This is a genomic window from Pseudomonas sp. S3_A03 (genome assembly GCF_054668275.1).
In genome coordinates this window covers 2,267,853-2,293,565 of sequence record NZ_CP162753.1, presented here as the reverse complement: position 1 = coordinate 2,293,565, position 25,713 = coordinate 2,267,853, and the positions used below count along the sequence as shown (strand labels likewise).

Sequence of the window (25,713 nt, the reverse complement as noted above, 5' to 3'; positions counted from 1 at the left end):
TTCCCGTACTCGTCTCTTCCTGATGGGGATAGAGCGTAGCCCGGCCTTGTAGTTCCGCCCAGGGCCTATTCAATCTCCAGTAAAACCTGGCGATTGCGCACCTGATCGCCGGTTGCGACTTGCACGCCTTTGACGATGCCATCAATGCCCGCGGTCAGTGGATGCTCCATTTTCATGGCTTCCAGCACCAGCAGCAGTTGGCCTTTGCTCACACGCTCACCGGCATTGACGCGCACATCGACAATGGCGCCGTCCATCGGTGCCTTGAGCGTACCGCTGCCGGCGTCGGCCTGAGGGTTGGCGACGGGTTGGGTGCGGTTGGTCAGCGCCAGGCCCGGCAGCCACAGGCGGTCGCCGTCGAGGTGGTAGGCGATGCGACGGCGAATGCCGTTGAGCACAAACGTGGCGTGACGGCCGTCGGTGGTGAGCGGCAGGGCGGCGGCGGTGACGCTGTGGATCTGGTCGTTGACCTCAAGGCGGCAGGTCCAGGGCGTGCTGGCGTTGTTGCGCCATCCCGCCAAGCCTGGGGGATGCGGGCGGGCGCTGTGGTGATAAAACAGCGCGGCGGCCAGGGCGAGTTGTTCGTCGGTCGCAGGCTGTCGGGCAATGACGCTGAAGTGCTCGGCGATAAACCCGGTGGTGAAATCGCCGCCGATAAAGCCTGGATGCGTGAGCAGGTCGGCCAACAGGCGCTGGTTGGTGGTTACTCCGAGCAGTTGCGTGTCTTGCACCGCGCGCAACAACTTGCGCCGTGCCTCTTCGCGGGTGGCACCGTGGGCGATGATCTTGCCTTGCATGGCGTCGTAGAACGGGCCGATGGTATCGCCCTCGCACAGCCCGTGGTCGATTCGCACACCGGGCGCGGGTTCCCAGCGCAGCACCTCACCGGTCTGCGGCAGAAAGCCCTGGGCCGGGTCTTCGGCGTACAGGCGCGCTTCGATGGCGTGGCCGGTCAACGTCACGTCTTCTTGGTCAGGGGCAGCGCCTGGCCGGCGGCGATCTGCAATTGCAACTGAACCAGGTCCAGGCCGGTAATCAACTCCGTGACCGGGTGCTCCACTTGCAGGCGGGTGTTCATTTCCAGGAAGTAAAACCGGCCGTTGCGGTCGAGCAGGAACTCCACGGTACCGGCGCCCACATACGTCACCGCGCGGCCGGCCCTGAGCGCGGCTGCGCCCATGGCCTGGCGCAGCTCGGGCGTCATCACCGGGCACGGCGCTTCTTCAATGACTTTTTGATGGCGGCGCTGGATCGAACAGTCGCGCTCACCGAGGTAGATGAGGTGGCCATGGGTGTCGCCGAACAGTTGGATTTCGACGTGGCGCGGCTCGATCAGCGCCTGTTCCAGAATCAGCTCATCACTGCCGAACGCGTTCTGCGCCTCGGAGCGCGCGGTGCGCACGTGTTCCAGCAAATGTTCGCGCTGATGCACCAGGCGCATGCCACGCCCGCCGCCACCGGCGCTGGCCTTGATCATCAACGGGTAGCCGATGCGCTCGGCTTCCCGTTGCAACGTGGTGTCGTCCTGGGCGCTGCCCTGGTAACCGGCGATGCAGGGCACACCGGCGTCGAGCATGGCCAGTTTGGACAGGCGCTTGCTGCCCATCAACTCGATGGCCTCGACGCTGGGGCCGATAAAGGTGAGGTTGGCCTGCCGGCAGGCGCGGGCAAAGTCGGGGTTTTCCGAAAGGAAGCCGTAGCCGGGGTGGATGGCGTCGGCACCTGTGCGTCGGGCTGCGTCGAGGATGGCCGGGATGTTGAGGTACGACTGCTGCACCGGCGCCGCGCCGATATTCACCGCTTCGTCCGCCATTTGCACATGCAGGGCCTGGCTGTCGGCCTCGCTGTACACCGCCACGGTGCGGTAGCCCAGGGCTTGGGCAGTGCGCTGGATGCGGCAGGCGATTTCGCCGCGGTTGGCGATGAGGATTTTGTTGAATGCGGGCATTGGGTTATCCCTCGGGTTATACGGGTGTCTGTTCCGGCCTCATCGGGGGCAAGCCCCCTCCCACATTTGAAACGCGTTCCCCTGTGGGAGAAGCGTTGCGACGATTCGACTTGCCCCCGATAGCGTCATTTGCACCACCCAGGCTTGCGCTTCTGCACAAAAGCCTGGGTCCCCTCAATCCCTTCTTCACCGGTCACCGCCTCGGCAAACCACTGCGCCGCCTGATCCAGCAGCGGCCCCAACGGCTGTTGCGCGCTGGCCAGCAACAGCGCTTTGGTGCGCGCATTGGCCTTCGGCGCGCACTGCAACACCTGGCCCAGCAACGCGTCCAATCGCTGCGCCAATGCCTGTGGATCGCTTTCGGTAAAGTGCACCAGCCCCAACCGCTCGGCCTCGACCCCATCAAAGCGCGCTGCCGTCAGGGCCAGTCGTCGGGCCTGGGTGAGGCCGATGCGCTTGACCACGAACGGTGCGATCTGCGCCGGCAACAGGCCCAGGCTGGTTTCCGGCAAGCCGAACTGCGCCTTGTGGTCGGCAATGGCGATATCGCTGACGCATGCCAGGCCAAATCCACCGCCCAACACCGCACCTTGCAGCACCACGATCACCACCTGCGAAACGGCTTCGACCTCTTGCAACAAGGCGCCGAAAGCTCGGTTTAATGCGGCCAGCTGATCGCCCGCAGTAACCAGGTCCTTCACATCCGCCCCAGCGCAGAAGTGTCCGCCCGCGCCGCTGATCACCACGGCCCGCACCTGGCTGTCCAATTGCGCCAGGGCCGTGCGCAGTTCGTTGACCATCTGCAGGCTCATGGCGTTGCGGCATTCCGGCCGGTTGAGGGTAATGTGCAGCACGCCGTTGTGCGGTTCGAGCAGTAGAGTGTTCATGGTTTTTCCCCGGCAGGGTGCCCATCAGTTTGCAGATGATGCCCAGCATGATTTCGTCGGCGCCGCCGCCGATCGACACCAGGCGCACGTCGCGATAGGCCCGCGCTACCGGGTTGTCCCACATAAAGCCCATGCCGCCCCAATATTGCAGGCAGCTGTCACTGACTTCGCGGCCCAGGCGCCCGGCCTTGAGTTTGGCCATGGACGCCAGGCGGGTCACGTCCTGGCCCTTGATGTATTGCTCGGTGGCCTGGTACACCAGCGCCCGCAGGCATTCGATTTCGGTGCTCAGTTCGGCCAGACGAAAATGGATCACCTGGTTGTCGATCAGCGCCTTGCCGAAGGTCTGGCGCTCCTTGCAATAGTCGATGGTGCTGTCGATGCAGTGCTCCAGGCCCTTGATCATGTTGGCCGCGCCGAACAGGCGTTCTTCCTGGAATTGCAGCATCTGCATCATGAAACCCGCGCCTTCATGGCCGATGCGGTTGCGTTGTGGCACGCGCACGCCATCGAAGAACACCTGGGCGGTTTCGGAGCTGTGCATGCCGAGCTTTTCCAGGGGCGGGCTGACGCTGACACCGGGGGTGTTCATGGGCACCATGATCAGTGATTTGTTGATGTGCGGCTTGTCGTCGGAGGTGTTGGCCAGCAGGCAAATGAAGTCGGCGCTGGGCGAGTTGGTGATCCACATTTCTGCTGCCGTTGATCACGTAGTCATCGCCATCCTTGCGCGCGTGGGTCTTGAGCCCGGCCACGTCGGAGCCGGCGCCGGTTTCCGAGACCCCGATGCAACCGACCTGCTCGCCACTGATGGCCGGGCGCAGGAATTGCTCGCGCAGCTCATCGGAGCCGAAGCGGGCGAGGGCGGGGGTGCACATGTCGGTCTGCACGCCGATGGACATGGGAATGCCGCCGCAATGGATGGTGCCGAACTCTTCGGCGGCGACAATCGAGTAGCTGTAGTCCAGCCCCATGCCGCCGAACTTTTGCGGCTTGCAAATGCCCAGCAGGCCGAGGTCGCCGGCCTTGCGGAAGATCTCGTGGATGGGAAAACGCCCGGCCTTTTCCCATTCGTCCACATGGGGGTTGATCTCGCGGTCAACGAAGGCGCGCACGCTGCGGCGCAGTTCCTGGTGTTCCTGGGTGAAGATCATGGTTTTGTTCTCCTGTTAGAAACGCGCCACGCCGAAGCTGTTCGGTTGCAATTGCCGTACTTCGGCCTCGTGGCAGATATCCAGCAAAAAACCGAGCAGCGTTCGCGTATCCCGAGGATCGATCAGCCCGTCGTCCCACAGGTTCGCGCTGCCATACAGCGCAGTGGACTGGCTGTCGAGTTTCTGCGCGGTGACCTGCTCCAGCATGTCCAGCATCTTGGGGTCGGGCACCAGGCCATCCTTGAGTTGCTTGGCCTCGGTGACGATACGCAGCACCTTGCCTGCCTGCGCCCCGCCCATCACCGCCGTGCGGCTGTTGGGCCAGGCGAAGATAAAGCGCGGGTCGAGGCCGCGGCCGCACATCGCGTAATTGCCGGCGCCGTAGGAGCCGCCCACCACAATCGTGAGTTTAGGCACCCGTGCATTGGCCACCGCCTGGATCATCTTCGCGCCGTGCTTGATCACCCCTTGCTGCTCCGATTCGGTGCCGACCATGAAGCCGGTGGTGTTATGCAGGAACAGCAGCGGCGTGCGGCTCTGGTCGCACAGCTGGATAAACTGCGCGGCCTTGCTGGCGCCCTTGGGCGTGATGGGGCCGTTGTTACCGATCACGCCGACGGCGCGACCCTGGATGTGCAAATGGCCGCAGACGGTGTGGGCGTCGAACTCACCCTTGAATTCGAGGAAGCGCGAGCCGTCGCCCAGGCGCGCGAGGATCTCGCGCACGTCGTAGGGCTTTTTCGGGTCATCGGGGATCAATCCCAGCAGTTCGTCGACGGGGTACAGCGGTTCTGTGTAGGTGCGTTGTGGCGCTGCCGGCAGGCGATCATTCCACGGCAGCAGGCCGACGATCTCCCGTACGATGCGCACGCCGTCGGCGTCGTTTTGCGCCAGGTATTCTGCGGTGCCGGCGGTTTGCGCGTGCATCTGGGCGCCGCCCAGTTCTTCATCGGTGGCCACTTCACCCGTCGCGGCCTTGAGCAGGGGCGGCCCGGCGAGGAACAGTTTGGCCTTGCCGCGCACCACCACCACGTAATCCGACAACCCCGGCTGATACGCCCCGCCGGCCGTGGCCGAGCCATGCACCACGGTGATCTGCGGCAAGCCCATGGCCGACATGCGCGCCTGGTTGGCAAAGCTGCGCGCGCCTTCGACGAAGATCTCGGCGGCGTAGTTGAGGTTGGCGCCGCCGCTTTCGGCCAGGGTCACCACCGGCAGTTTGTTTTCCAGGGCGATCTGTTGCAGGCGCAGGGATTTTTTCAGGCCGGTAGGGGAGATGGTGCCGCCCTTGATCGCGCTGTTGTTGGCCACCACCAGCGTGCGCACCCCGCTGACATAGCCGATACCGGCGATCAACCCGCCACCGGCGGCGCTGCCGTCCTTGTCGTCATGCAGCTTGTAGCCGGCCAGGCTGGCCAGTTCCAGGAACGGCGCCCCAGGGTCCAGCAGCAGGTCCAGACGCTCGCGGGGCAGCAATTGGCCGCGTGTGTCGAACTTGGGCTTGGCTTCCTGGGCTTTGCTCAGCAGGTTCTGCTCCAGTTGGCGCAGGTGCTGGAGGCTTTCCAGCAGGGCCTGGCGGTTCTGCGCGAACTGCGGGCTGTGCGGGTCGATCAGGCTTTCAATCACCGGCATGCGCTATTGCTCCGTCTTGAGCACATCGGGTAGATACGCCCGATGAAAACCATTGAAGGGCTCGCTTGGCGGCTGCGCCTTGTGCAGCGGCCAGGCGCGGCTGCCCAGGCTGGCGGCGCCGTCGATGCGCAGGGTGCTGCCGCTGATGAACGCGGCGGCGGGGCTGAGCAGGAACACAATGGCGGCGCTGACTTCCGATTCGGTGCCGATGCGTTTGAGTGGCACATGTTCGCGCAAGGTCGGGATCACTGCCTTGAATGCGCCTTCGTAGGTGTCCATGCCGCTGGATGCGATCCAGCCTGGCGCTACGGCGTTGACCCGCACGCCGGCGCAGGCCCATTCGACGGCGGCGGTCTTGGTGAAGTTGTCCATGCCCGCGCGCGCCGCGCCCGAGTGGCCCATGCCAGGCATGCCGCCCCACATGTCGGCGAGCATATTGACGATGGCGCCGCCGTGCGTGCTCATCGACTGGTTGGAACACTTCCCGCGCCATCAGGAAGCCGCCCACCAGGTTGGTGCGCAGTACGGTTTCAAAGCCCTTTTGATTGATCGAGGCAAGCGGCGAGGGTACTGGCCCCCGGCATTGTTGACCAACCCGTGCACGGGGCCGTGCTCGTTGACGATCTGCGTGACCAGCGCCGTCACCGCCTCTTCGTCGCGAATATCACAGGCGTGCCAATGGGCGCTGCCACCGTCCTCGGTGATTTCCTGCGCGACCTGTTGCAGCTTTGACGCCTTGCGCCCCACCAGAACCACGCGGGCGCCCAGGGCTGCCAGCTCGTGGGCGGTGCACCGGCCAATACCGCTGCCGCCACCGGTGACGATCAGGGTGTGCCCCTGGAAAAGGTCGGCTTTGAAGATCGAGTCGAAAGCCACGGCAGCGCTCCTTATTTGAATTGATCGGCGATGTGTTGCGGCACCGCGATGGGGATTTCCAGCAACTGCTGGGCGAAGGCCTTGCCTTGCGGGTCGATGCGCAAGCTGGCGATACCGCCGCCGCCCAGGGCGTTTTCCAGCAGGAAATTCAGGCTGTGGCTGCCGGGCAGGTACCAGCGCTCGACGCGGCCATACACGGGGTCGAGGACGTGGCTCATCCAGTCGACGACGACTTGTGGGGTCAGCGTTTCGGCGATCCACGGCAGGTACTCGGGCTGGCGGGCGATCACGCCGATATTGCTGTGGTTGCCCTTGTCGCCGGAGCGCGCCACCGCGAGTTTCACCAGCGGCACGCTGGCGTCGGCGCAGCCTTGCGCGGTTGGCGGATCAAGTGGCGCTGCGGGAGTGGCCAATACGGTAGCGGCAGGCAAGGTGCAGGGTGGCGCTTGCCTTCGAACTCGATCAGCGGCTCACACAGGGTTTTGTCGACCAGGAACGAAAACAGCCGAATCAACGGATACACCGTGGGCCGCCCGCCGACGATGCCGGTCAGCCCCGGCGCCATGCCCGTGGCGGCCTGGGCGATTTCGCGGGCGAACAGCACCAGTGCCTGCTTGCTCGGGTGCCGCACCGCCAGTTTCATCACCACCTCGCGGCAGTCGTGGCGCCGGGCGTGGGCGCCATAGGTCGCTTCGCTGCCCAGCAGTTCTATATTCACGTCGGTGTAAGGCGCCCAGCCGCGTTGGCTGAACAGCTGCGAGGTCTTGTGGATGATCGCCTGGCTGACGCGCTCGGCCTTGGCCACCGCGTCGATCCCGGCGATCAGGCAACTGGCGGTGCAGCGGAATCCGTCGGGGTAGGTGGCGCTGACCTTGTACTGGTCGGTCGGCGGCAGCCCTTGGCGCCGCGCAGGTGAACGCGGTTCTCCCCTTGTTGCTGCAAGGTGACCTGGCTGAAATCGCAGATCACGTCGGGCAACAGATACGCGCGCGGGTCGCCGATCTCATACAGCAGTTGTTCGGCCACGCTGAGTTCGCTGATCAGCCCGCCACTGCCGTCGACTTTAGCGACGGTGAACGAGCCGTCGGCGCTGACCTCGACGATGGGAAAACCGATGTGCTCGTAGTCGGGCACCTCGCGCCAATCGGTGAAGTTGCCGCCGGTGCATTGGGCGCCGCATTCGATGATATGGCCGGCGAGCGCGGCCTGGGCGAGCTGGTCATAGTCATGCCATGCCCACTTGAATTCATGCACCAACGCCGCGCTGACGACCGCACTGTCGACGACCCGGCCGGTGATGACGATGTCGGCGCCCAGCGTCAAAGCCTGTGCGATGCCCGGAGCACCGAGGTAGGCATTGGCCGATACGCACACCGGCGGCAATGGCGCGCCGCTGAACATGTCGCGGATATTGGGCAATTGCTTGAGTCGGGGGTGCAGGTCATCCCCGAGCAATACCGCGATTTTCAACGCGATGCCGGCCTTGTCGCAGGCCGCTTGCAGGACGGTGGCGCAGGCCTGGGGGTGGATGCCGCCGGCATTGCTGATCACGCGGATGCCCTGGCGCTGGATCTCGGCCAGCAGCGGCGTGAGCACTTCGACGAAATCCGTGGCGTAACCGGCCTGTGGGTCTTTCAGCCGCGCACCGGCGAGGATCGACAGGGTGACTTCCGCCAGGTAATCGAACACGAGGTAATCCAGCGCGCCGCCGTGTACCAACTGCGCGGCGGCGGTGCAGGTGTCGCCCCAAAGGCACTGGCGCAGCCGATACGAACCGTCTTGCTCATGAGAAATCCTTCCTCGAGTGGCTGGCGATGAGACTACCAAGCAAGCGCTTGGTTTGTAAACATTGGATACAAGTTTCACCCAAGCGCTTGCTTGGTTGGCCGGCACCGCCTAAATTGCCGGCCAAGACGTCAGTAGAAGTAAAGGAGAGCAGCATGGATGAGCAAACAGCCCTGCGGGTGATGCGCACCATGGTCGACGGCGGCCAATTGACCGACCCCGACAGCGCCCGGGGCAAGTTGCTGCAAACCGCGGCTCACCTGTTTCGCCACAAAGGCTTTGAACGCACCACCGTGCGCGACCTGGCAGGCGCGGTGGGCATTCAGAGCGGCAGCATCTTTCATCACTTCAAGAGCAAGGATGAGATCCTGCGTGCGGTGATGGAGGAAACCATCCATTACAACACCGCGCTGATGCGGGCTTCGCTGGAAGAGGCCGGCACCGTGCGCGAGCGTGTGCTGGCGCTGATTCGCTGCGAATTGCAGTCGATCATGGGCGGCAGCGGCGAGGCCATGGCGGTGCTGGTGTACGAATGGCGCTCACTGTCGGCCGAGGGCCAGGCCCAAGTCCTGGCCCTGCGCGACGTGTATGAAGAGCTCTGGTTGCAGGTACTGGGGGAGGCCAAGGCGGCCGGCTACATCAAAGGCGATGTGTTTATCGTCCGACGTTTCCTCACCGGCGCGTTGTCCTGGACCACCACCTGGTTTCGCGCCGAGGGCAGCCTGACCCTTGAGCAATTGGCCCAAGAGGCGCTGTTGATGGTGCTCAAACCTGACTGAGGCGCAAGCTATTAATTTGCCGACGGAAAGTTGTTTCGCCAGGCAAAAACGCCTAGCTTATCGCCATCAATGTGTTGAACGGTGTGTGCCTTGATGTTATCGCCATGGCGGTTGGCTGCAGGACTTACTTTATGGGCACTGGGCACCGCGTGGTGGATGCCGGCTTCGGCTGCGCAACTGGTACGCATCGGCGCGGCGCATTTTCCGCCCTACACCGTGCGCCCGGAGCAGGGCGCCGACACCGGTTTGCTGCCGCAATTGGTCGAGGCCCTGAATGCCTCGCAAAGCGACTACCAGTTTGTGCTGGTGCCCACCTCCATCCCCCGACGTTTTCGCGATTTCGAACAAGGCCGGGTCGACATGGCGATTTTCGAGAACCCCGATTGGGGCTGGAAAAACATTCAACACACAGCCGTCGACATGGGCCTGGAAGATGCGGAAGTGTTTGTCGCGCAGCGCAAGCCAGGTCGTGAGCAGCGCTATTTCGCTGACCTCGATGGCAAACGCCTGGCAGTGTTCAGTGGTTATCACTATGCCTTCGCTCACTTCAACCCCGACCCCAAGTACATGGCCGAGCACTTCAACGCCACGTTGACCTACTCCCATGACAGCAACCTGCAAATGGTCGCCCGTGACCGTGCTGATATCGCCTTGGTGACCCGTTCTTACTTGAGCGACTTCATGGTGCGCAACGCCGACATAGCCGGCACGTTCCTGGTCTCGCAGCGCATCGACCAGGTGTATCACCATTACGCCTTGCTACGGCCCGGGGCGCCGATTACCGGCGAAGCGTTCAGCGCCATGCTCAAGCGTTTGCGCGACAGCGGCCAGATGCTGAAAATTTTCGAGCCGTACCGCATCGATGTGATGGCAGTACCCTGATCGGCTAAATTTGTGCACGCGGCTCACGTCACTTCTTTATCCAGTCGACGCTACCGTGAGCCCTCTCCATGTCCAATCCGAATGACCCGTCGGTCTTGCCCTTGCCGGCCGGGCCGGCCCTGAATGCCGATGAAACCGAAAACCACCTGAGCCTGACCCTGGAAGGCCAGCCACTGGCCCGCTTGCGCCTGGAGCGCGGCGACGAACTGCATGTGCATTGGCAGCAACCCGGCGAGGTGCCGTCCGCAAGGGCGTTGTGGGCCGCCTGCTATTGGTTGTTCGCCAAAGAGCCGACCCGCCAGCGCCTGGCCTGGCACCATGAACATGTGCCGGAGGATGCGTTGCGCAGCGGTTTGCTGCGGACCACCGAGATTGCCGGGCAGTATCACTGTAAGCGCACCCTGTTTTGGCAACTGCCCCAGCCGTGGCTCGGGCATTCCCCTGCTGGCAGTTACCCGCAACAGATGGTTATCAGTGCCGGCAAGCGCCACCCTGCGCGCCCGCCGAAACCACGGGGTGAGGTTTATCGCCGTTTCGACGCGCGCCTGGGTGCCTGGATTTCCCTGCGAACCGTGGAGATTGACGTCGACCTGGCGCGCTTCAATCGCTGGCAGAACAGCCCGCGCGTGGCGAGTTTCTGGCAGGAAAGCGGCAGCCTGCAACAGCATCGCGAGTACCTGGACAAGCTTGAGGCCGACCCGCACACCCTCACCTTGATCGGCTGCTTCGATGACGAACCCTTTGCCTATTTTGAAGCGTACTGGGCCAAGGAAGATCGCATCGCACCGTTCTACGACGCCGCTGACTACGATCGCGGCATCCACATGCTGGTAGGCGAGGAGCATCATCGCGGCCCGCACAAGGTCGGCAGTTGGCTATCGGCGCTGGTGCACTACGTGTTCCTGGATGACCCGCGCACCCAGCGTGTGGTGGCGGAGCCGCGTGCCGACAACGCGAAGATGATCGGCCATATGCACAACCAGTGTTTCCACTGCGAAAAGGAGTTCGACTTCCCGCACAAGCGCGCGGCGCTGATGCTGCTGGGGCGCGAGCGGTTTTTTGAGCGGTGTGGGTTAGCGTGAAGGGGCGCTGATCGTTCCCGTCGTGGGAACGATCAGCGGGCGGTCATACCCGCCGCGCGAAGGTGTCGCTGTGGTTGCCCGAAACCTTGCGGCAGTGCACCAGCGCATCGCGAATCATGAAGTTCACCAGTGTGGGCGAAACCCCCAGCTCCTTGGCGATGTCCTTTTGCGGCACGCCATGCAGGCGGTACATCTCGAACGCGTAGCGGGTGCGCTGGGGCAACTCGGTCAGCGCGTCGGCGATGTTTTCCAGGGTGTTGAAGTTGATGTGCGAGGTTTCCGGCGAGGCGCCGTGAATCACCACATTCAAGCCTTCCTCCTCCGGCCCTGAATATTTGAGCTCCAGGGCCTGCTTGCGGTAGTGGTCGATCGCCAGGTTGCGCACGATCTGGAACAGGTAACTCAACTGGGCCTTGAACGATGAGGTGATCGTAGGCGCCGATTGCAGTCGAAAGTAGGCGTCCTGCACAACGTCTTCGGCACGGGAGCGGCAACCGGTAATGCGTGCCGCGATCTTCACCAGAATCAGCCGATTGTCGACGAATGCCTGGAGAAGGGGTGAGTCGCACCTGCCTGTGGATACTTGTTCCGTCATGGAAATCACCTTGTCGCAAAAGAGGTTGGGAGAGGGCGTCCTTGCTGAGGCCTCCTACACATCGGGCAACAAATTATGCTTAATGATAATTATTGTCAAATGAGAAGACGAACTAATCTTATGCCTTCCGGTTCGATGTGAACCACCTCTCGCTCGGCGCCTGCGACTAATTATTTGCCGGTGCCGTCCGTTCTTCTGGGTGACAGGTCCGTTAGTCAAGCGGCCAAGGATCAGCCACCCGCAGGAGGACGAAATGGGTTTTTACCGTGCACACAGCGTGTTTCAGTGGGGAGTGCTCAAGCGATGAGTGCACCGACCAGACTGCGCCTGTTCTGCCTGCCCTATTCCGGCGCCAGTGCCATGGTTTATGCGCGTTGGCGGCGAAGCCTGCCGGACTGGTTGCACGTGTGCCCGCTGGAATTGCCCGGTCGTGGCATGCGCATGGACGAGCCCTTGCAGCGCGATATCAAGGCGTTGGCCGCGCAACTCGCCGAGGAGATCAGCCATGACCTGAGCGGCCCTTATGCCGTGTTCGGTCACAGTCTTGGCGGGCTGCTGGCCTTCGAGCTGGTCCATGCGCTGGCCGCACGCAACCTGCCGGCGCCACTGGCCCTGTTCGCCTCCGGCACCGCAGGCCCCGCGCGCCGCGATGTCAGCGAATACGCCATCGAAAAGACCGATGCACAACTGATCGACCGCCTGCGCGAGTTGCAGGGCACTGCCGAAGAAGCCTTGGCCAACCCCGAATTGATGCAACTGATGCTGCCAATCCTGCGCGCCGACTTCCTGCTTTGCGGCAGTTTCACCTACGGCCGGCGCGCCGCTGGGCATGCCGATTCATGTGTTCGGCGGCAAGCAGGACAGCGTGCGTGCCGACCAATTGCTCGACTGGCAACTCGATGCCGCCAGCGGCTTCTCCCTCGACCTGTTCGACGGCCACCACTTCTTCCTCGTGCAGCACGAAAGCGCCGTGCTGCGCTGCCTGCGGCGCTACGCCGAAGAACATCTGGCCCGCTGGCGCAATGGCGCGGCGCGGCAACGGGTTGCCGGCTGAAGCCCCCCAATTTCATAATTTCCCGTAAGCCGATTTCAGGCAGGAACCCCATGATGGACGCCTTCGAACTTCCCTCTACTCTGGTCCAGTCCCTTCAACGCCGTGCCGCGCAGACCCCGGACCAGGTGGCCCTGCGCTTCCTCGCCGAGTCCGCCGAGCACAGCGTGGTGCTCAGTTACCGCGACCTCGACCAGCGTGCCCGCACCATCGCCGCCGCGCTGCAAGCCAACGTCGAGCCGGGCGACCGCGCGGTACTGTTGTTTCCCAGCGGCCCGGATTACGTCGCGGCGTTCTTTGGCTGCCTGTACGCCGGCGTGATCGCGGTGCCGGCCTACCCGCCGGAATCCGCCCGCCGTCATCACCAGGAGCGTTTGCTGTCGATCATCAGCGACGCCGAGCCGCGCCTGCTGCTGACCATCGCCAGCCTCGCCGATGGCCTGGCGCAGATCGAGCATGCGCCGCCGCTGCTGAGCGTCGACACCCTCGATGCGCCACTGGCCGACCATTGGATTGCCCCCGACCTGCAACCCGGCGACATTGCCTTCCTGCAATACACCTCCGGCTCCACCGCGCTGCCCAAGGGTGTGCAAGTCAGCCACGGCAACCTGGTGGCCAACGAAGTGCTGATCCGGCGTGGTTTCGGCATTGATCTGAACCCGGATGACGTGATCGTCAGCTGGCTGCCGCTGTACCACGACATGGGCTTGATCGGCGGCCTGCTGCAGCCGATCTTCAGCGGCGTGCCGTGCGTGCTCATGTCGCCGGCGTATTTCCTCGCTCGGCCGTTGCGCTGGCTGGAGGCGATCAGCGAATACGGCGGCACCATCAGCGGCGGCCCGGACTTCGCCTACCGCCTGTGCAGCGAGCGGGTCAGCGAGTCGGCTCTGGATCGCTTGGACTTGAGCCAGTGGCGCGTGGCCTATTCCGGTTCCGAGCCGATTCGCCTCGACACCCTGGAACGCTTCGCCGAGAAGTTCGCCGTCTGTGGCTTCAGCTCGAAGCAATTCTTCGCCTCCTATGGCCTGGCGGAAGCGACGCTGTTTGTCGCCGGTGGCCGCCGTGGCCACGGTATCCCGACGCTGCGCGTCGACGAGCAGGCCTTGGCCGCCAATCGCGCCGAGCCCGGGCAGGGCAGCGCGATCATGAGCTGCGGCACCCCCAGCCCGAACACGCGGTACTGATCGTCGACCCGCACACCTTGAGTGAACTGGCCGACAACCGCGTCGGCGAACTCTGGGCCACCGGCCCGAGCATCGCCCACGGCTACTGGCGCAACCCCGAAGCCACCGCCAAGACCTTCGTGCAGCACGCCGGGCGCACCTGGCTGCGCACCGGTGACCTGGGCTTTATCCGTGAAGGCGAGGTGTACATCACGGGGCGCCTGAAAGACCTGCTGATCGTGCGTGGCCATAACCTGTACCCGCAAGACATCGAACAGACCATCGAGCGCGAAGTGGAAGTGGTGCGCAAGGGCCGCGTCGCGGCGTTCGCGGTGAATGACCAGGGCCTGGAAGGCATCGGCATTGCCGCCGAAATCAGCCGCAGCGTGCAGAAGATTCTGCCGCCCGAAGCCCTCATCAAAGCCATCCGCCAGGCCGTGGCCGAGGCCTGTCAAGAAGCGCCAAGCGTGGTGGTGCTGCTCAACCCCGGCGCGTTGCCGAAGACCTCCAGCGGCAAGCTGCAGCGTGCCGCGTGCGCGCTGCGTCATGCCGACGGCAGCTTCGACAGCTATGCGCAGTTCCCCGGTGTGCAAGCGCCGGTCAGCGAGGCCGCGCCGGAGTCCGCACTGCACAACCGGATCGCCGCGATCTGGTGTGAGCAGTTGCAGGTGGCCCATGTCGCCGCCGACGATCACTTCTTCCTGCTCGGCGGCAACTCCATCATTGCCACCCAGGTGGTCGCACGCCTGCGTGAAACCCTGGGCCTGGAGCTGAACCTGCGCATGCTCTTCGAAGCGCCCACGCTGGCCGCCTTTGCTACCCGCGTTGCGCAGTTGCAACAGGAGGGTGGCGTAGCCCAAGGTGCGATCCAGCCCCTCTCGCGCCAGCACGAACTACCGCAATCCCTGGCCCAGAATCGCCTGTGGATCACCTGGCAACTGGACCCGCACAGCAGCGCCTACACCATCCCCGGCGCGCTGCGCCTGCGCGGCGAGCTGGACGAAGACGCCGTGCGCCTGAGCTTCCAGCAGTTGGTCCAGCGCCACGAAGCCCTGCGCACGCGTTTCTACGAGCGCGACGGCCGGGGCTTCCAGCGCATCGATGAACACGGGGCGTTCGAGCTGCACGTCATCGACCTCAGCGACGTGCCCGCCGTGGAACGCGAAGCCCGCGCGCAGCAGATCCGCGAGGATGAAGCGCGCACCCGGTTCGATCTGGAGAAAGGCCCGTTGCTGAGGGTGACCCTGGTGCGCCTGGATGATGAAGACCACCAGTTGCTGGTGACGCTGCATCACATCATTGCCGACGGCTGGTCGCTGAACATTCTGATCGATGAATTCTCGCGGTTGTACGCCGCCGCTTCACAGGGCCAGCCCCTGGAGCTGCCAGCACTGGCCCTGCAATACGCCGACTACGGCACCTGGCAGCGCCAATGGCTGGCCGAAGGTGAAGGCCAGCGCCAACTGGCGTACTGGAAAGCCCACCTGGGCGACGAGCAGCCGACGCTCAACCTGGTTGGCGATCACCCGCGTTCGGCGCGGCGCCTCAACAGTGCCGCGCGCCACACCACGCGCCTGAGCGTCAACCTCAGCCAAGCGATTCGCCAGACCGCCCAGGCCCATGAGTCCACGCCGTTCATGCTGTTGCTGGCGGCGTTCCAGACCTTGCTCTACCGCTACAGCGGCCAGCGCGATATCCGCATCGGCGTGCCCAACGCCAACCGCCCGCGCCAGGAAACCCAAGGCCTGGTCGGCTTCTTCATCAACACGCTGGTGTTTCGCGCCGAGCTGGACGGGCGCCTGCCGTTCGACCAACTGCTGGCGGCCACCCGCGAGACGGCGCTGGGCGCTCAGGCCCATCAGGACTTGCCGTTCGAGCAACTGCTCGAAGCCTTTGCGCAAGCGCGCGAGCAGGGCCTGTTCCAGGTCATGTTCAACCACCAGCAACGCGACCTCAGCGCCTTGCGCCGCCTGCCGGGCATACTGGCCGATGAACTGCCGTGGCACAGCCGCGAAGCCAAGTTCGACCTGCAACTGCACAGCGAAGAAGACCGTAACGGGCGCCTGAGCCTGTCGTTCGACTACGCCGACGAACTGTTCGACCCTGGGACGATCCAGCGCCTGGCCGAACACTTCAGCCACCTGCTGCAGGCGGTCTGCGCACAACCGCGCCAAGCCCTCGGCGACCTGCCGTTGATGCCGGCGAACGAACCACAACCGTGGGCCCAGGCGCCGTGCGCGCCGGCCCGGCAGTGGTTGCCTGAACAGCTCAATCAAGCGGCTTCGGACGACACCGCAGTGGTCTGGCAGGGCGGCAGCCTGAGCTTCGCCCACCTGCATACCCAGGCCAACCGCCTGGCCCATTACCTGCGCGACAAGGGCGTCGGCCCCGACGTCTGCGTGGCCATCGCCGCCGAGCGTTCGCCGCAACTGTTGATCGGCTTGCTGGCGATCATCAAGGCCGGTGGCGCCTATGTGCCGCTCGACCCGGACTACCCCGCCGAACGCCTGGCCTACATGCTGGAGGACAGCGGCGTACACCTGCTGCTGACCCAGACCTCATTGCTTGACCACCTGCCGACGCCCGCCGGCGTGTGCGTGATTGCCATGGACAGCCTGCATCTGGATCAATGGCCGACCCAGGCACCGGGCCTGAACCTGCACGGCGACAACCTGGCGTACGTGATCTACACCTCCGGCTCCACCGGCCGCCCCAAAGGGGTGGGCAACACCCACGCGGCCCTGGCCGAGCGCTTGCAGTGGATGCAGGCCACCTATCAACTGGACACCACCGACGTGCTACTGCAAAAGGCGCCGATCAGTTTTGACGTGTCGGTGTGGGAGTGCTTCTGGCCACTGATCACCGGTTGCCGATTGGTGCTGGCCGGCCCCGGTGAACATCGCGACCCGCACCGCATTGCGCAACTGGTGCAGGAACACGGCGTGACCACCCTGCATTTTGTGCCGCCGCTGTTGCAGCTGTTTATCGACGAACCGCTGGCGGCCGGGTGCACCAGCCTGCGTCGCCTGTTCTCCGGTGGCGAGGCCTTGCCTGCCGAGTTGCGCAACCGCGTCCTGGCGCAGTTGCCGGCGGTGCAATTGCACAACCGTTATGGCCCGACCGAGACCGCGATCAACGTCACGCACTGGCATTGCCAGGCCGAAGATGGCGAGCGCTCGCCGATTGGCCGACCCCTGGGCAATGTGATCTGTCGCGTGTTGGACGACCAGCTCAACCTGTTGCCGGCCGGTGTGCCGGGTGAACTGTGCATCGGCGGCATCGGCCTGGCGCGGGGTTACCTTGGCCGTGCCGGGTTGACCGCCGAACGCTTCGTGGCCGACCCGTTGGGCGAGCCGGGTGCGCGCCTGTACCGCACCGGTGACCGCGTGCGCTGGAGCAACGATGGAGTGCTCGAATACCTCGGCCGTCTCGATCAACAAATCAAGCTGCGCGGTGTGCGCCTGGAGCCGCAGGAAATCGAAGCACGCCTGCTGGCCCTGGACGGTATCGCCCAGGCCGTGGTGCTGGTGCGCAACGCCACGTTGATCGGCTACTACACCGCCCACACCGCATGGGTGGAGCAGGACGTGAAGGCCGCCCTGGCCGCCGAATTGCCGGAGTACATGGTGCCCGCGCTGCTGATGCGCCTGGACGCCATGCCCCTGAGCCCCAGCGGCAAACTCGACCGCCGTGCGCTGCCGGAACCGGTGTGGCAGGTGCGTGAACACCTCGAACCCGAATCGCCGTTGCAGCAACAAATTGCCGCCATCTGGCGCGAAGTCCTCGGCCTGCCGCGTATCGGCCTGCGCGACGACTTCTTCGCCCTCGGCGGCCATTCGTTGCTGGCCACGCAAATCATCTCGCGCACCCGCCAGGCCTGTGACGTCGAGTTGCCGCTGCGTACCTTGTTCGAAGCCAGTGAACTGGGGGCGTTCGTTGAGCAGATCAGCCTGATCCAGGCCTCGGGCCAGCGTAACCGGCAAACCGCAATCGCCAAGGTCGACCGCAGCCAACCGGTGCCGCTGTCCTATTCCCAGCAGCGCATGTGGTTCCTCTGGCAAATGGAACCGGACAGCCCGGCCTACAACGTCGGCGGCATGGCGCGCCTGCGCGGCGTGCTCGACGTGGGGCGTTTCGAGGCCGCGTTGCAAGCGTTGATCATGCGCCACGAAACCCTGCGCACCACCTTCCCGAATGTCGATGGCGTGGCCTGTCAAAAGGTCTCGCCGCAGACCGGCCTGCGCATGGCCTGGCAGGATATTTCGGCGCTGGATGAAGCCGCCGCGCGCAGCGTTTGCAGGAGTTGGCCGAGCATGAAGCCCACACGCCGTTCAACCTGGAAACCGGGCCATTGCTGCGTGCGTGCCTGGTCAAGGCCGGCGAGCAGGAACACTACCTGGTGCTGACCCTGCACCATATCGTCACCGAAGGCTGGGCCATGGACATCTTTGCCCGTGAACTCAGCGCGCTGTACGAAGCCTTTATCGACGAGCGCGAGTCGCCGCTGGCGCCGTTGCCGGTGCAATACCTCGACTACAGCGTGTGGCAACGCCAGTGGATGGAAGCCGGGGAGCGCCAACGCCAGCTCGATTACTGGACGGCACAACTGGGCAATGAACATCCACTGCTCGAACTGCCTGCCGACCGGCCACGGCCACCGGTGCAAAGCCACCAGGGCGAGCTGTACCGTTTCGATCTCAGCGACGAATTGGCCGCCCGCGTGCGCGCCTTCAACGCCGAACGCGGCCTCACGCTGTTCATGACCATGACCGCGACCCTCGCCGTGTTGCTCTACCGCTACAGCGGCCAGACCGACCTGCGCATCGGCGCGCCGGTGGCCAACCGTATTCGCCCTGAAAGCGAAGGGCTGATCGGTGCGTTCCTCAACACCCAAGTGCTGCGTTGCCGGCTCAATGGGCAGATGCAGGTCGGCGAGCTGTTTGAGCAGGTGCGCCACACCGTGATCGAAGGCCAGTCCCATCAGGACTTGCCGTTCGACCACTTGGTGGAAGCCCTGCAACCGCCGCGTAGTGCCGCGTATAACCCGTTGTTCCAGGTGATGTGCAACGTGCAGCGCTGGGAGTTCCAGCAGAGCCGCCAACTGGCTGGCATGACCGTCGAGTACCTGGCCAACGATGCCCGCGCGACCAAGTTTGACCTCAACCTGGAGGTCACCGACCTCGACCATCGACTGGGCTGCTGCCTGACGTACAGCACTGACCTGTTCGACGAACCGCGCATCGCGCGCATGGCCGCGCATTGGCGCAACCTGTTGGAAGCGCTGATTGCAGGTCCCGAACAACGTCTCAGTGAACTGCCGTTGCTCAATGCCGACGAGCAACGGGCGTTGCGCGGCAGCCTCGGTGTGGAGGCCGGTGAACATCGTCTCGACCAGTGCATCCACGCGCTGTTCAGCCGGCAGGCGGTCAGTCGCCCGGATGCACCGGCCCTGACCTTTGCCGGCGTGACCCTGACTTACGCCGAACTCGACGCCCGCGCCAATCGCCTGGCCTGGATGTTGCGCGAGCGCGGCGTGGGCCCGCAGGTGCGGGTTGGCCTGGCGCTGCCGCGATCGCTGGAAATGGTCGTCGGCCTGCTGGCGATCCTCAAGGCCGGCGGTGCCTATGTGCCGCTGGACCCGGAATACCCGCTGGACCGCCTGCACTACATGATCGAAGACAGCGGTATCGGCCTGTTGCTCAGCGATGCGGCGATGTTCCAAGCCCTCGGTGAACTGCCGGCCACGCTGGCGTGCTGGTGCCTGGAAGACGACTCGCCAAGGCTTGCCGATTACCCGGCGGATGAGCTGCCGTTTATCAGCCTGGCGCAACACCAGGCGTACCTGATCTACACCTCCGGCTCCACCGGCAAGCCTAAAGGCGTGGTGGTCTCTCACGGCGAAATCGCTATGCATTGCCAGGCGGTGATCGAACGCTTCGGCATGCGCCCGGATGATTGCGAGCTGCATTTCTATTCGATCAACTTCGACGCCGCCACCGAGCGTTTGCTGGTGCCGTTGCTCAGCGGCGCGCAGGTAGTGTTGCGTGCCCAGGGGCAGTGGGATGCCGAAGAAATCTGCGGGCTGATCCGTGCCCATCGCATCAATGTCCTTGGCTTTACCCCCAGCTATGGCAGCCAGTTGGCGCAATGGCTGGCGACCCAGCAACAAACCCTGCCGGTGCGCATGTGCATCACCGGTGGCGAGGCGCTGACCGGCGAGCATTTGCAGCGCATCCGTGCGGCATTCCAGCCCCAGGTGTTTTTCAACGCCTATGGCCCGACCGAAACCGTGGTGATGCCGCTGGCCTGCCTGGCGCCGCAGCAGTTGGAGGAGGGCGCCGGCAGCGTGCCGATCGGCAGCATTATCGGTGACCGCGTGGCGTATATTTTCGACGCCGACCTGGCGTTGGTACCGCAAGGCGCGACCGGCGAGCTGTACGTCGGCGGTGCCGGCCTGGCCCAGGGTTACCACCAGCGTCCGGGCATGACGGCGGAACGCTTTGTGGCCGATCCGTTCAGCACCCGGGGCGGCCGTCTGTACCGCACCGGTGACCTGGTGCGCCAACGCGCCGATGGTCTGGTGGAATACCTGGGGCGGATCGACCATCAGGTGAAGATTCGCGGCTTCCGTATCGAGTTGGGCGAGATCGAAACCCGCCTGCTGGAACACCCGGCCGTGCGCGAAGCCGTGGTGCTGGCGCTCGACTCGCCAAGCGGCAAGCAGCTCGTGGCGTACCTGGTCAGCGACCAGGCGCCGGTCACGCTGCGCGATGCGTTGAAGGCCCACCTCAAGGCGCAACTGCCGGACTACATGGTCCCTGCGCACCTGATCGTGCTGGATGCCATGCCGCTGACCGCCAACGGCAAACTCGACCGCCGCGCCTTGCCGCAACCGGACGCCGAGGCCAATCGTCAGCAGTACGTGGCGCCACGCAGCGAGTTGGAGCAAACCCTGGCCGCGATCTGGTGCGCGGTGTTGAACGTGCGGCAAGTCGGCCTGGACGATAACTTTTTCGAGCTGGGGGGCGACTCGATCCTGTCGATCCAAGTGGTCAGCCGCGCGCGCCAGGCCGGGGTTCATTTCAGCCCGCGCGACCTGTTCCAGCACCAGACGGTGCGCACCCTGGCCGCCGTTGCCACGCGCTCCGAGCGCGTCACGGCTGAGCAAGGCGTGCTCACCGGCAGCTCGGGCCTGACGCCGATCCAGCATTGGTTCTTCGACACCGATATTCCTGATCGCCAGCACTGGGACCAGGCCCTGCTGCTCAAGCCGCTGCAACTGCTCGACCCCCAGCGCCTGGAGCAAGCGCTGCTGGCCGTGCTCGAACACCACGATGCCCTGCGCCTGAGCTTCACGCAGCGGGACGCCCAGTGGCACGCCGAACACTTGGCCGTGCCCCAGGGCGGCGTGCTGATGCAGGCGCATGTGCGCGATATGGATCAATGCGCCGCGCTGTTCACCGACACCCAGCGCAGCCTCGACCTGGCACACGGCCCGCTGCTGCGCGCCTTGCTGGTGGATGGCCCCGACGGCCAGCAACGCCTGCTGATCGCGATCCATCACCTGGTGGTGGACGGTGTGTCGTGGCGTGTGTTGCTCGAAGACCTGCAGAACGTCTATCGCCAATTGAGCGACGGCCAGTCGGTGAACCTGCCGGCCAAGACCAGCGCCCTGCGTGACTGGGCCGCGCGCTTGCAGGCGTATGCGGGCAGCGAATCCCTGCGCGAAGAACTGACGGTGTGGCAGCAGCAATTGGCCGGGCCCGCCGTGGCGTTACCGGTGGACCGTGCGCACGGTACGTTGCGTAATCGCGATGCCGAGACCGTCAGCGTGCGCCTGGGCGCCGAACACACCCGCCAATTGCTGCAACAAGCGCCGAGCGCCTACCGCACCCAGGTCAACGACCTGCTGCTGACCGCCTTGGCCCGCGTGCTGTGCCGCTGGAGCGGGCATGCATCGGCTCTGATCCAACTGGAGGGCCACGGCCGTGAACCCCTGTTCGATGAGATCGACCTGACCCGCAGCGTCGGCTGGTTCACCAGCGCCTATCCATTGCGCCTGACCCCGCAAGCGGAGCAGGGCGCCTCGATCAAGGCGATCAAGGAACAACTGCGCGGCGTGCCGCACAAGGGCCTCGGCTATGGCGTGCTGCGTTACCTGGCGGACGACCTGTGCAGGCGGACCCTGGCGGCGTTGCCAACCGCCGACATCACCTTCAACTACCTCGGCCAGTTCGACCAGAGCTTCGGCGGCGATGCGCTGTTCCATCCGCTGGAGGAGCCTGCCGGCCTGGCCCATGACCCGGACGCGCCGCTGCCCAATCAGCTGAGCGTCGACAGCCAGGTGTACGGCGGGGAACTGGTGCTGCGCTGGACCTTCAGCCGCGAACGCCACGACGCCCACACCGTCCGCGAATTGGCCGGGGCGTACCTGGCTGAGCTGCAAAGCCTGATTGCCCACTGCCTTCAGGACGATGCCGGCGGCCTCACCCCGTCCGACTTCCCCCTGGCGCACCTGACCCAGCCGCAACTGGATGCGTTGCCGGTACCGGCCAATGCCATCGAAGACGTCTACCCGCTGACCCCGATGCAGGAAGGCCTGCTGCTGCACACCCTGCTGGAACCGGGTACTGGCCTGTATTACATGCAGGACCGCTACCGTATCAACAGCGCGTTGGACCCTGAGCGTTTCGCCCAGGCCTGGCACGCGGTGATCGCCCGTCACGAAGCCCTGCGCGCCTCGTTCTGCTGGAACGTCGGCGAAGACATGCTGCAAGTGATCCACACCCGGGCAGCACGCCCATTGAATATCTCGATTGGAGCGCCGCGCCTGAGGCCGAGCAGGAGCCGCGCCTGCAAGCGCTGCTCAAAGCCGAGCGCGAAGCTGGTTTCGATCTGCTCAACCAGGCGCCGTTCCACCTGCGCCTGATTCGCGTCGGCGAAGCGCGCTACTGGTTTATGATGAGCAACCACCACATTCTGATCGATGCCTGGTGCCGTTCGCTGCTGATGAATGACTTCTTCGAAATCTACCTGGCGCTCGGTGAAGGCCGCGACGCGCAACTGGCCACGCCGCCGCGCTACCGCGACTACATCGCCTGGCTGCAACGCCAGAACCTGAATGAGGCCCGCCAGTGGTGGCAACACAACCTGCAGGGTTTCGAGCGCACTACGCCGATCCCGAGTGACCGGCCGTTCCTGCGTGAACACGCCGGCCACAGCGGTGGCATGGTAGTGGGCGATTGTTACACCCGCCTCGACGCCGCTGATGGCGTGCAACTGCGCGAATTGGCCCAGGCCCATCAGCTCACCGTAAACACCTTCGCCCAAGCGGCCTGGGCCTTGGTATTGCGGCGCTTGAGCGGGGAGCGTGACGTGCTGTTCGGCGTCACCGTGGCCGGTCGCCCGGTAGACATGCCAGAGATGCAACGCACCGTCGGCCTGTTCATCAACAGCGTCGCGCTGCGCGTGAAACTGCCCGAGGATGACCAGCGGTGCAGCGTGCGCCAGTGGCTGAGCGACCTGCTCGACAGCAATATGCAGCTGCGCGAGTACGAATACCTGCCGCTGGTGACGATCCAGGAACACAGCGAACTGCCCAAGGGCCAACCGTTGTTCGACAGCCTGTTCGTGTTCGAAAACGCCCCTGTGGAAACCTCGGTGCTGGACCGTGCGCAAAGCCTGAACGCCACCTCGGACTCCGGCCGCACCCACACCAACTTCCCGTTGACCGCCGTGTGCTACCCCGGTGATGACCTCGGCCTGCACTTGTCGTATGACCAGCGTTATTTTGACGAAACCACAGTGCAAGGCATGCTCGGCGAGTTCAAGCGCTTGCTGCTGGCGCTGGTGCAAGGCTTCCATGGCGACATGGCCGACCTGCCGCTGATCGGCGAGCAGGAACGCGAGTTCCTGGTGGAAGGCTGCAACCAGAGTGAGCACGACTACCCGTTGGCGCGTAGTTATGTCGAGCTGTTCGAAGCGCAAGTGGCCGCGCATCCGCAGCGGATCGCGGCCAGTTGCCTGGGCCGGCACTGGAGCTTTGACGAACTCAACCGTCGCAGTAACGGCTTGGGTCATGCGCTGGTCGCGGCGGGCGTCGGCCTGGATCAGCCGGTGGCGTTGCTGGCCGAGCGCAACCTGGACCTGCTGGGCATGATCATCGGCAGCTTCAAGGCCGGTGCCGGTTACTTGCCGCTGGACCCCGGCCTGCCAAGCCAGCGTCTGAGCCGCATTATCGATTTGAGCCGCACGCCGTTGCTGGTATGCACCGAGGCGTGCCACGAGCAGGCACTGGAACTGCTGGCGCAATTGGGCTGTGCGATTCGGCCGACGTTGCTGGTATGGGAAACGCTGGCGGCATCAGAGCAGAACCCGGGTATCTACAGTGGCCCGGACAACCTCGCCTATGTGATCTACACCTCGGGTTCCACCGGCCTGCCCAAAGGCGTGATGGTTGAACAGCGCGGCATGCTCAATAACCAGTTGAGCAAACTGCCCTACCTGGACCTGAGCGCGGCGGATGTGATCGCTCAGACGGCCTCGCAAAGTTTCGATATTTCCGTGTGGCAATTCCTCGCCGCGCCGCTGTTCGGCGCGCGGGTGGACATTGTGCCGAACAGCATCGCCCATGACCCCCAGGGCTTGCTCGCACATGTGCAGGCCCAGGGCATCACGGTGCTGGAGAGCGTGCCGTCGCTGATCCAGGGCATGCTCGCCCAGGACCGCATCAGCCTCGACGGCCTGCGCTGGATGCTGCCCACCGGCGAAGCCATGCCACCGGAGCTGGCGCACCAATGGTTGCTGCGTTACCCGCAGATCGGCCTGGTGAATGCGTATGGCCCGGCGGAATGCTCGGATGACGTGGCGTTCTTCCGCGTCGACCTGGCGTCGACCCGAGGCCCCTACTTGCCGATCGGCACGCCCACTGACAACAACCGTTTGTACCTGCTCGATGGCGCGCTGGAGTTGGTGCCTCAAGGGGCGGTGGGCGAGTTGTGCGTGGCCGGTACCGGGGTAGGGCGCGGTTATGTCAGCGACCCGCTGCGCACCGCCCAGGTGTTTGTGCCGAACCCGTTCGGTGCGCCGGGGGAACGTGTACCGCACGGGGGACCTGGCCCGCCGCCGCAGCGACGGTGTGCTGGAATACGTCGGGCGGATCGATCATCAGGTGAAGATTCGCGGCTACCGCATCGAACTGGGCGAAATCGAAGCGCGCCTGCATGAGCAACCCGAAGTGCGTGACGCGGCGGTCGGCGTCCAGGACGGCGCCAATGGCAGGCATCTGGTGGGTTATCTGGTGCCAACTGATGAAACGCTGAGTTCAGGCGAACGCCTGGACCGTATCAAGCAACGCCTGCGTGCCGAACTGCCGGAATACATGGTGCCGCTGCACTGGCTGTGGCTGGAGCGCCTGCCGCTCAACGCCAACGGCAAACTCGACCGCAAGGCCCTGCCGGCGCTGGAGATCGGCCAGTTGCAGGGCCAGGATTACCTGGCGCCACGCAACGAACTGGAAACCACGTTGGCCGCCATCTGGGCCGAAGTGCTGAAAGTCGAAAAAGTCGGTGTGCAGGACAACTTCTTCGAACTGGGTGGGCACTCGTTGCTGGCCACGCAGATCGCCTCGCGGGTACAGAAGACGCTACAGCGCGATGTGCCGTTGCGGGCGATGTTCGAGTGCAGCACGGTGGCGCAGTTGGCCGAATACATTGATGGGCTGGCGGCCAACGAGATCAGCGCGCAGAAGGCGGATCGGTTGAGTGACCTGATGGCGGAGTTGGAAGGGCTGTAGATTTGGTTGCCTGTCAGGGCCTCATCGGGGGCATGCCCTCTTCCACAGTTTGAATGTATTCACAGTCAACCTGTGGAAGAGGGCT

6 protein-coding genes and 6 pseudogenes are annotated in these 25,713 nt (G+C 64.5%); 5 read left to right on the top strand and 7 right to left on the bottom strand.

Going from position 1 to position 25,713, the window contains the following annotated elements; genetic code table 11:
- Positions 1-65: 65 nt before the first annotated feature.
- The 6 genes and pseudogenes from AB4O25_RS10285 to AB4O25_RS10260 all read right to left on the bottom strand — a co-directional run bounded on the left by AB4O25_RS10285 (position 66) and on the right by AB4O25_RS10260 (position 8,284).
- A pseudogene (locus tag AB4O25_RS10285) lies at positions 66-1,948 on the bottom strand (acetyl/propionyl/methylcrotonyl-CoA carboxylase subunit alpha).
- A 125-nt stretch (positions 1,949-2,073) separates the two neighbouring features.
- Entirely contained in the window at positions 2,074-2,835 is a 762-nt protein-coding gene (locus AB4O25_RS10280) for an enoyl-CoA hydratase/isomerase family protein (RefSeq protein ID WP_017527653.1), read from the bottom strand.
- Positions 2,836-2,839: 4 nt separating this feature from the next.
- A pseudogene (atuD, locus tag AB4O25_RS10275) lies at positions 2,840-3,989 on the bottom strand (citronellyl-CoA dehydrogenase); the annotation flags it as partial.
- 15 nt (positions 3,990-4,004) lie between these two features.
- A complete protein-coding gene (gene atuC / locus AB4O25_RS10270; protein ID WP_017527655.1) occupies positions 4,005-5,621 on the bottom strand; it encodes a geranyl-CoA carboxylase subunit beta in 1,617 nt (538 codons plus the stop codon).
- A 3-nt stretch (positions 5,622-5,624) separates the two neighbouring features.
- Positions 5,625-6,497, bottom strand: a pseudogene (locus tag AB4O25_RS10265) (SDR family oxidoreductase).
- 11 nt (positions 6,498-6,508) lie between these two features.
- Positions 6,509-8,284 (bottom strand): annotated as a pseudogene (locus AB4O25_RS10260) (acyclic terpene utilization AtuA family protein).
- A gap of 153 nt (positions 8,285-8,437) precedes the next feature.
- Between AB4O25_RS10260 and AB4O25_RS10255 the strand changes: the two are divergent.
- The 3 genes from AB4O25_RS10255 (at position 8,438) to AB4O25_RS10245 (ending at position 11,025) form a co-directional block, all read left to right on the top strand.
- Positions 8,438-9,061 (top strand): TetR/AcrR family transcriptional regulator, encoded by a 624-nt coding sequence (locus AB4O25_RS10255; RefSeq protein WP_017527658.1) that lies wholly within the window; start codon positions 8,438-8,440, stop codon positions 9,059-9,061.
- Positions 9,062-9,154: 93 nt separating this feature from the next.
- Positions 9,155-9,943 carry a substrate-binding periplasmic protein gene (locus AB4O25_RS10250; RefSeq protein WP_137219824.1) on the top strand — a complete coding sequence of 263 codons (789 nt, stop codon included), beginning with the start codon at positions 9,155-9,157 and terminating at the stop codon, positions 9,941-9,943.
- A 68-nt stretch (positions 9,944-10,011) separates the two neighbouring features.
- On the top strand, positions 10,012-11,025 hold the full coding sequence (locus tag AB4O25_RS10245) for a GNAT family N-acetyltransferase (protein WP_460150841.1): 1,014 nt from the start codon (positions 10,012-10,014) through the stop codon (positions 11,023-11,025).
- Positions 11,026-11,068: 43 nt separating this feature from the next.
- On the opposite strand, the gene AB4O25_RS10240 is transcribed toward AB4O25_RS10245, so the two are convergent.
- Positions 11,069-11,620, bottom strand: a complete 552-nt coding sequence (locus AB4O25_RS10240) for an RNA polymerase factor sigma-70 (protein ID WP_017527661.1) — start codon at positions 11,618-11,620, stop codon at positions 11,069-11,071.
- Between the two features lie 303 nt (positions 11,621-11,923).
- On the opposite strand from AB4O25_RS10240, the pseudogene AB4O25_RS10235 reads away from it, so the two are divergent.
- Both AB4O25_RS10235 and AB4O25_RS10230 read left to right on the top strand, forming a co-directional pair.
- Positions 11,924-12,674 (top strand): annotated as a pseudogene (locus AB4O25_RS10235) (thioesterase II family protein).
- 50 nt (positions 12,675-12,724) lie between these two features.
- Positions 12,725-25,628 (top strand): annotated as a pseudogene (locus AB4O25_RS10230) (non-ribosomal peptide synthetase).
- The last annotated feature ends 85 nt before the right edge of the window (positions 25,629-25,713 follow it).

What these genes read in the sequence shown, in the direction of transcription:
- AB4O25_RS10245 (WP_460150841.1), top strand. Translation starts at nt 10,012, where the DNA reads ATGTCCAATCCGAATGACCCGTCGGTCTTGCCCTTGCCGGCCGGGCCG.
- AB4O25_RS10250 (WP_137219824.1), top strand. Translation starts at nt 9,155, where the DNA reads ATGTTATCGCCATGGCGGTTGGCTGCAGGACTTACTTTATGGGCACTG.
- AB4O25_RS10255 (WP_017527658.1), top strand. Translation starts at nt 8,438, where the DNA reads ATGGATGAGCAAACAGCCCTGCGGGTGATGCGCACCATGGTCGACGGC.
- AB4O25_RS10240 (WP_017527661.1), bottom strand. Translation starts at nt 11,620, where the DNA reads ATGACGGAACAAGTATCCACAGGCAGGTGCGACTCACCCCTTCTCCAG.
- atuC (WP_017527655.1), bottom strand. Translation starts at nt 5,621, where the DNA reads ATGCCGGTGATTGAAAGCCTGATCGACCCGCACAGCCCGCAGTTCGCG.
- AB4O25_RS10280 (WP_017527653.1), bottom strand. Translation starts at nt 2,835, where the DNA reads ATGAACACTCTACTGCTCGAACCGCACAACGGCGTGCTGCACATTACC.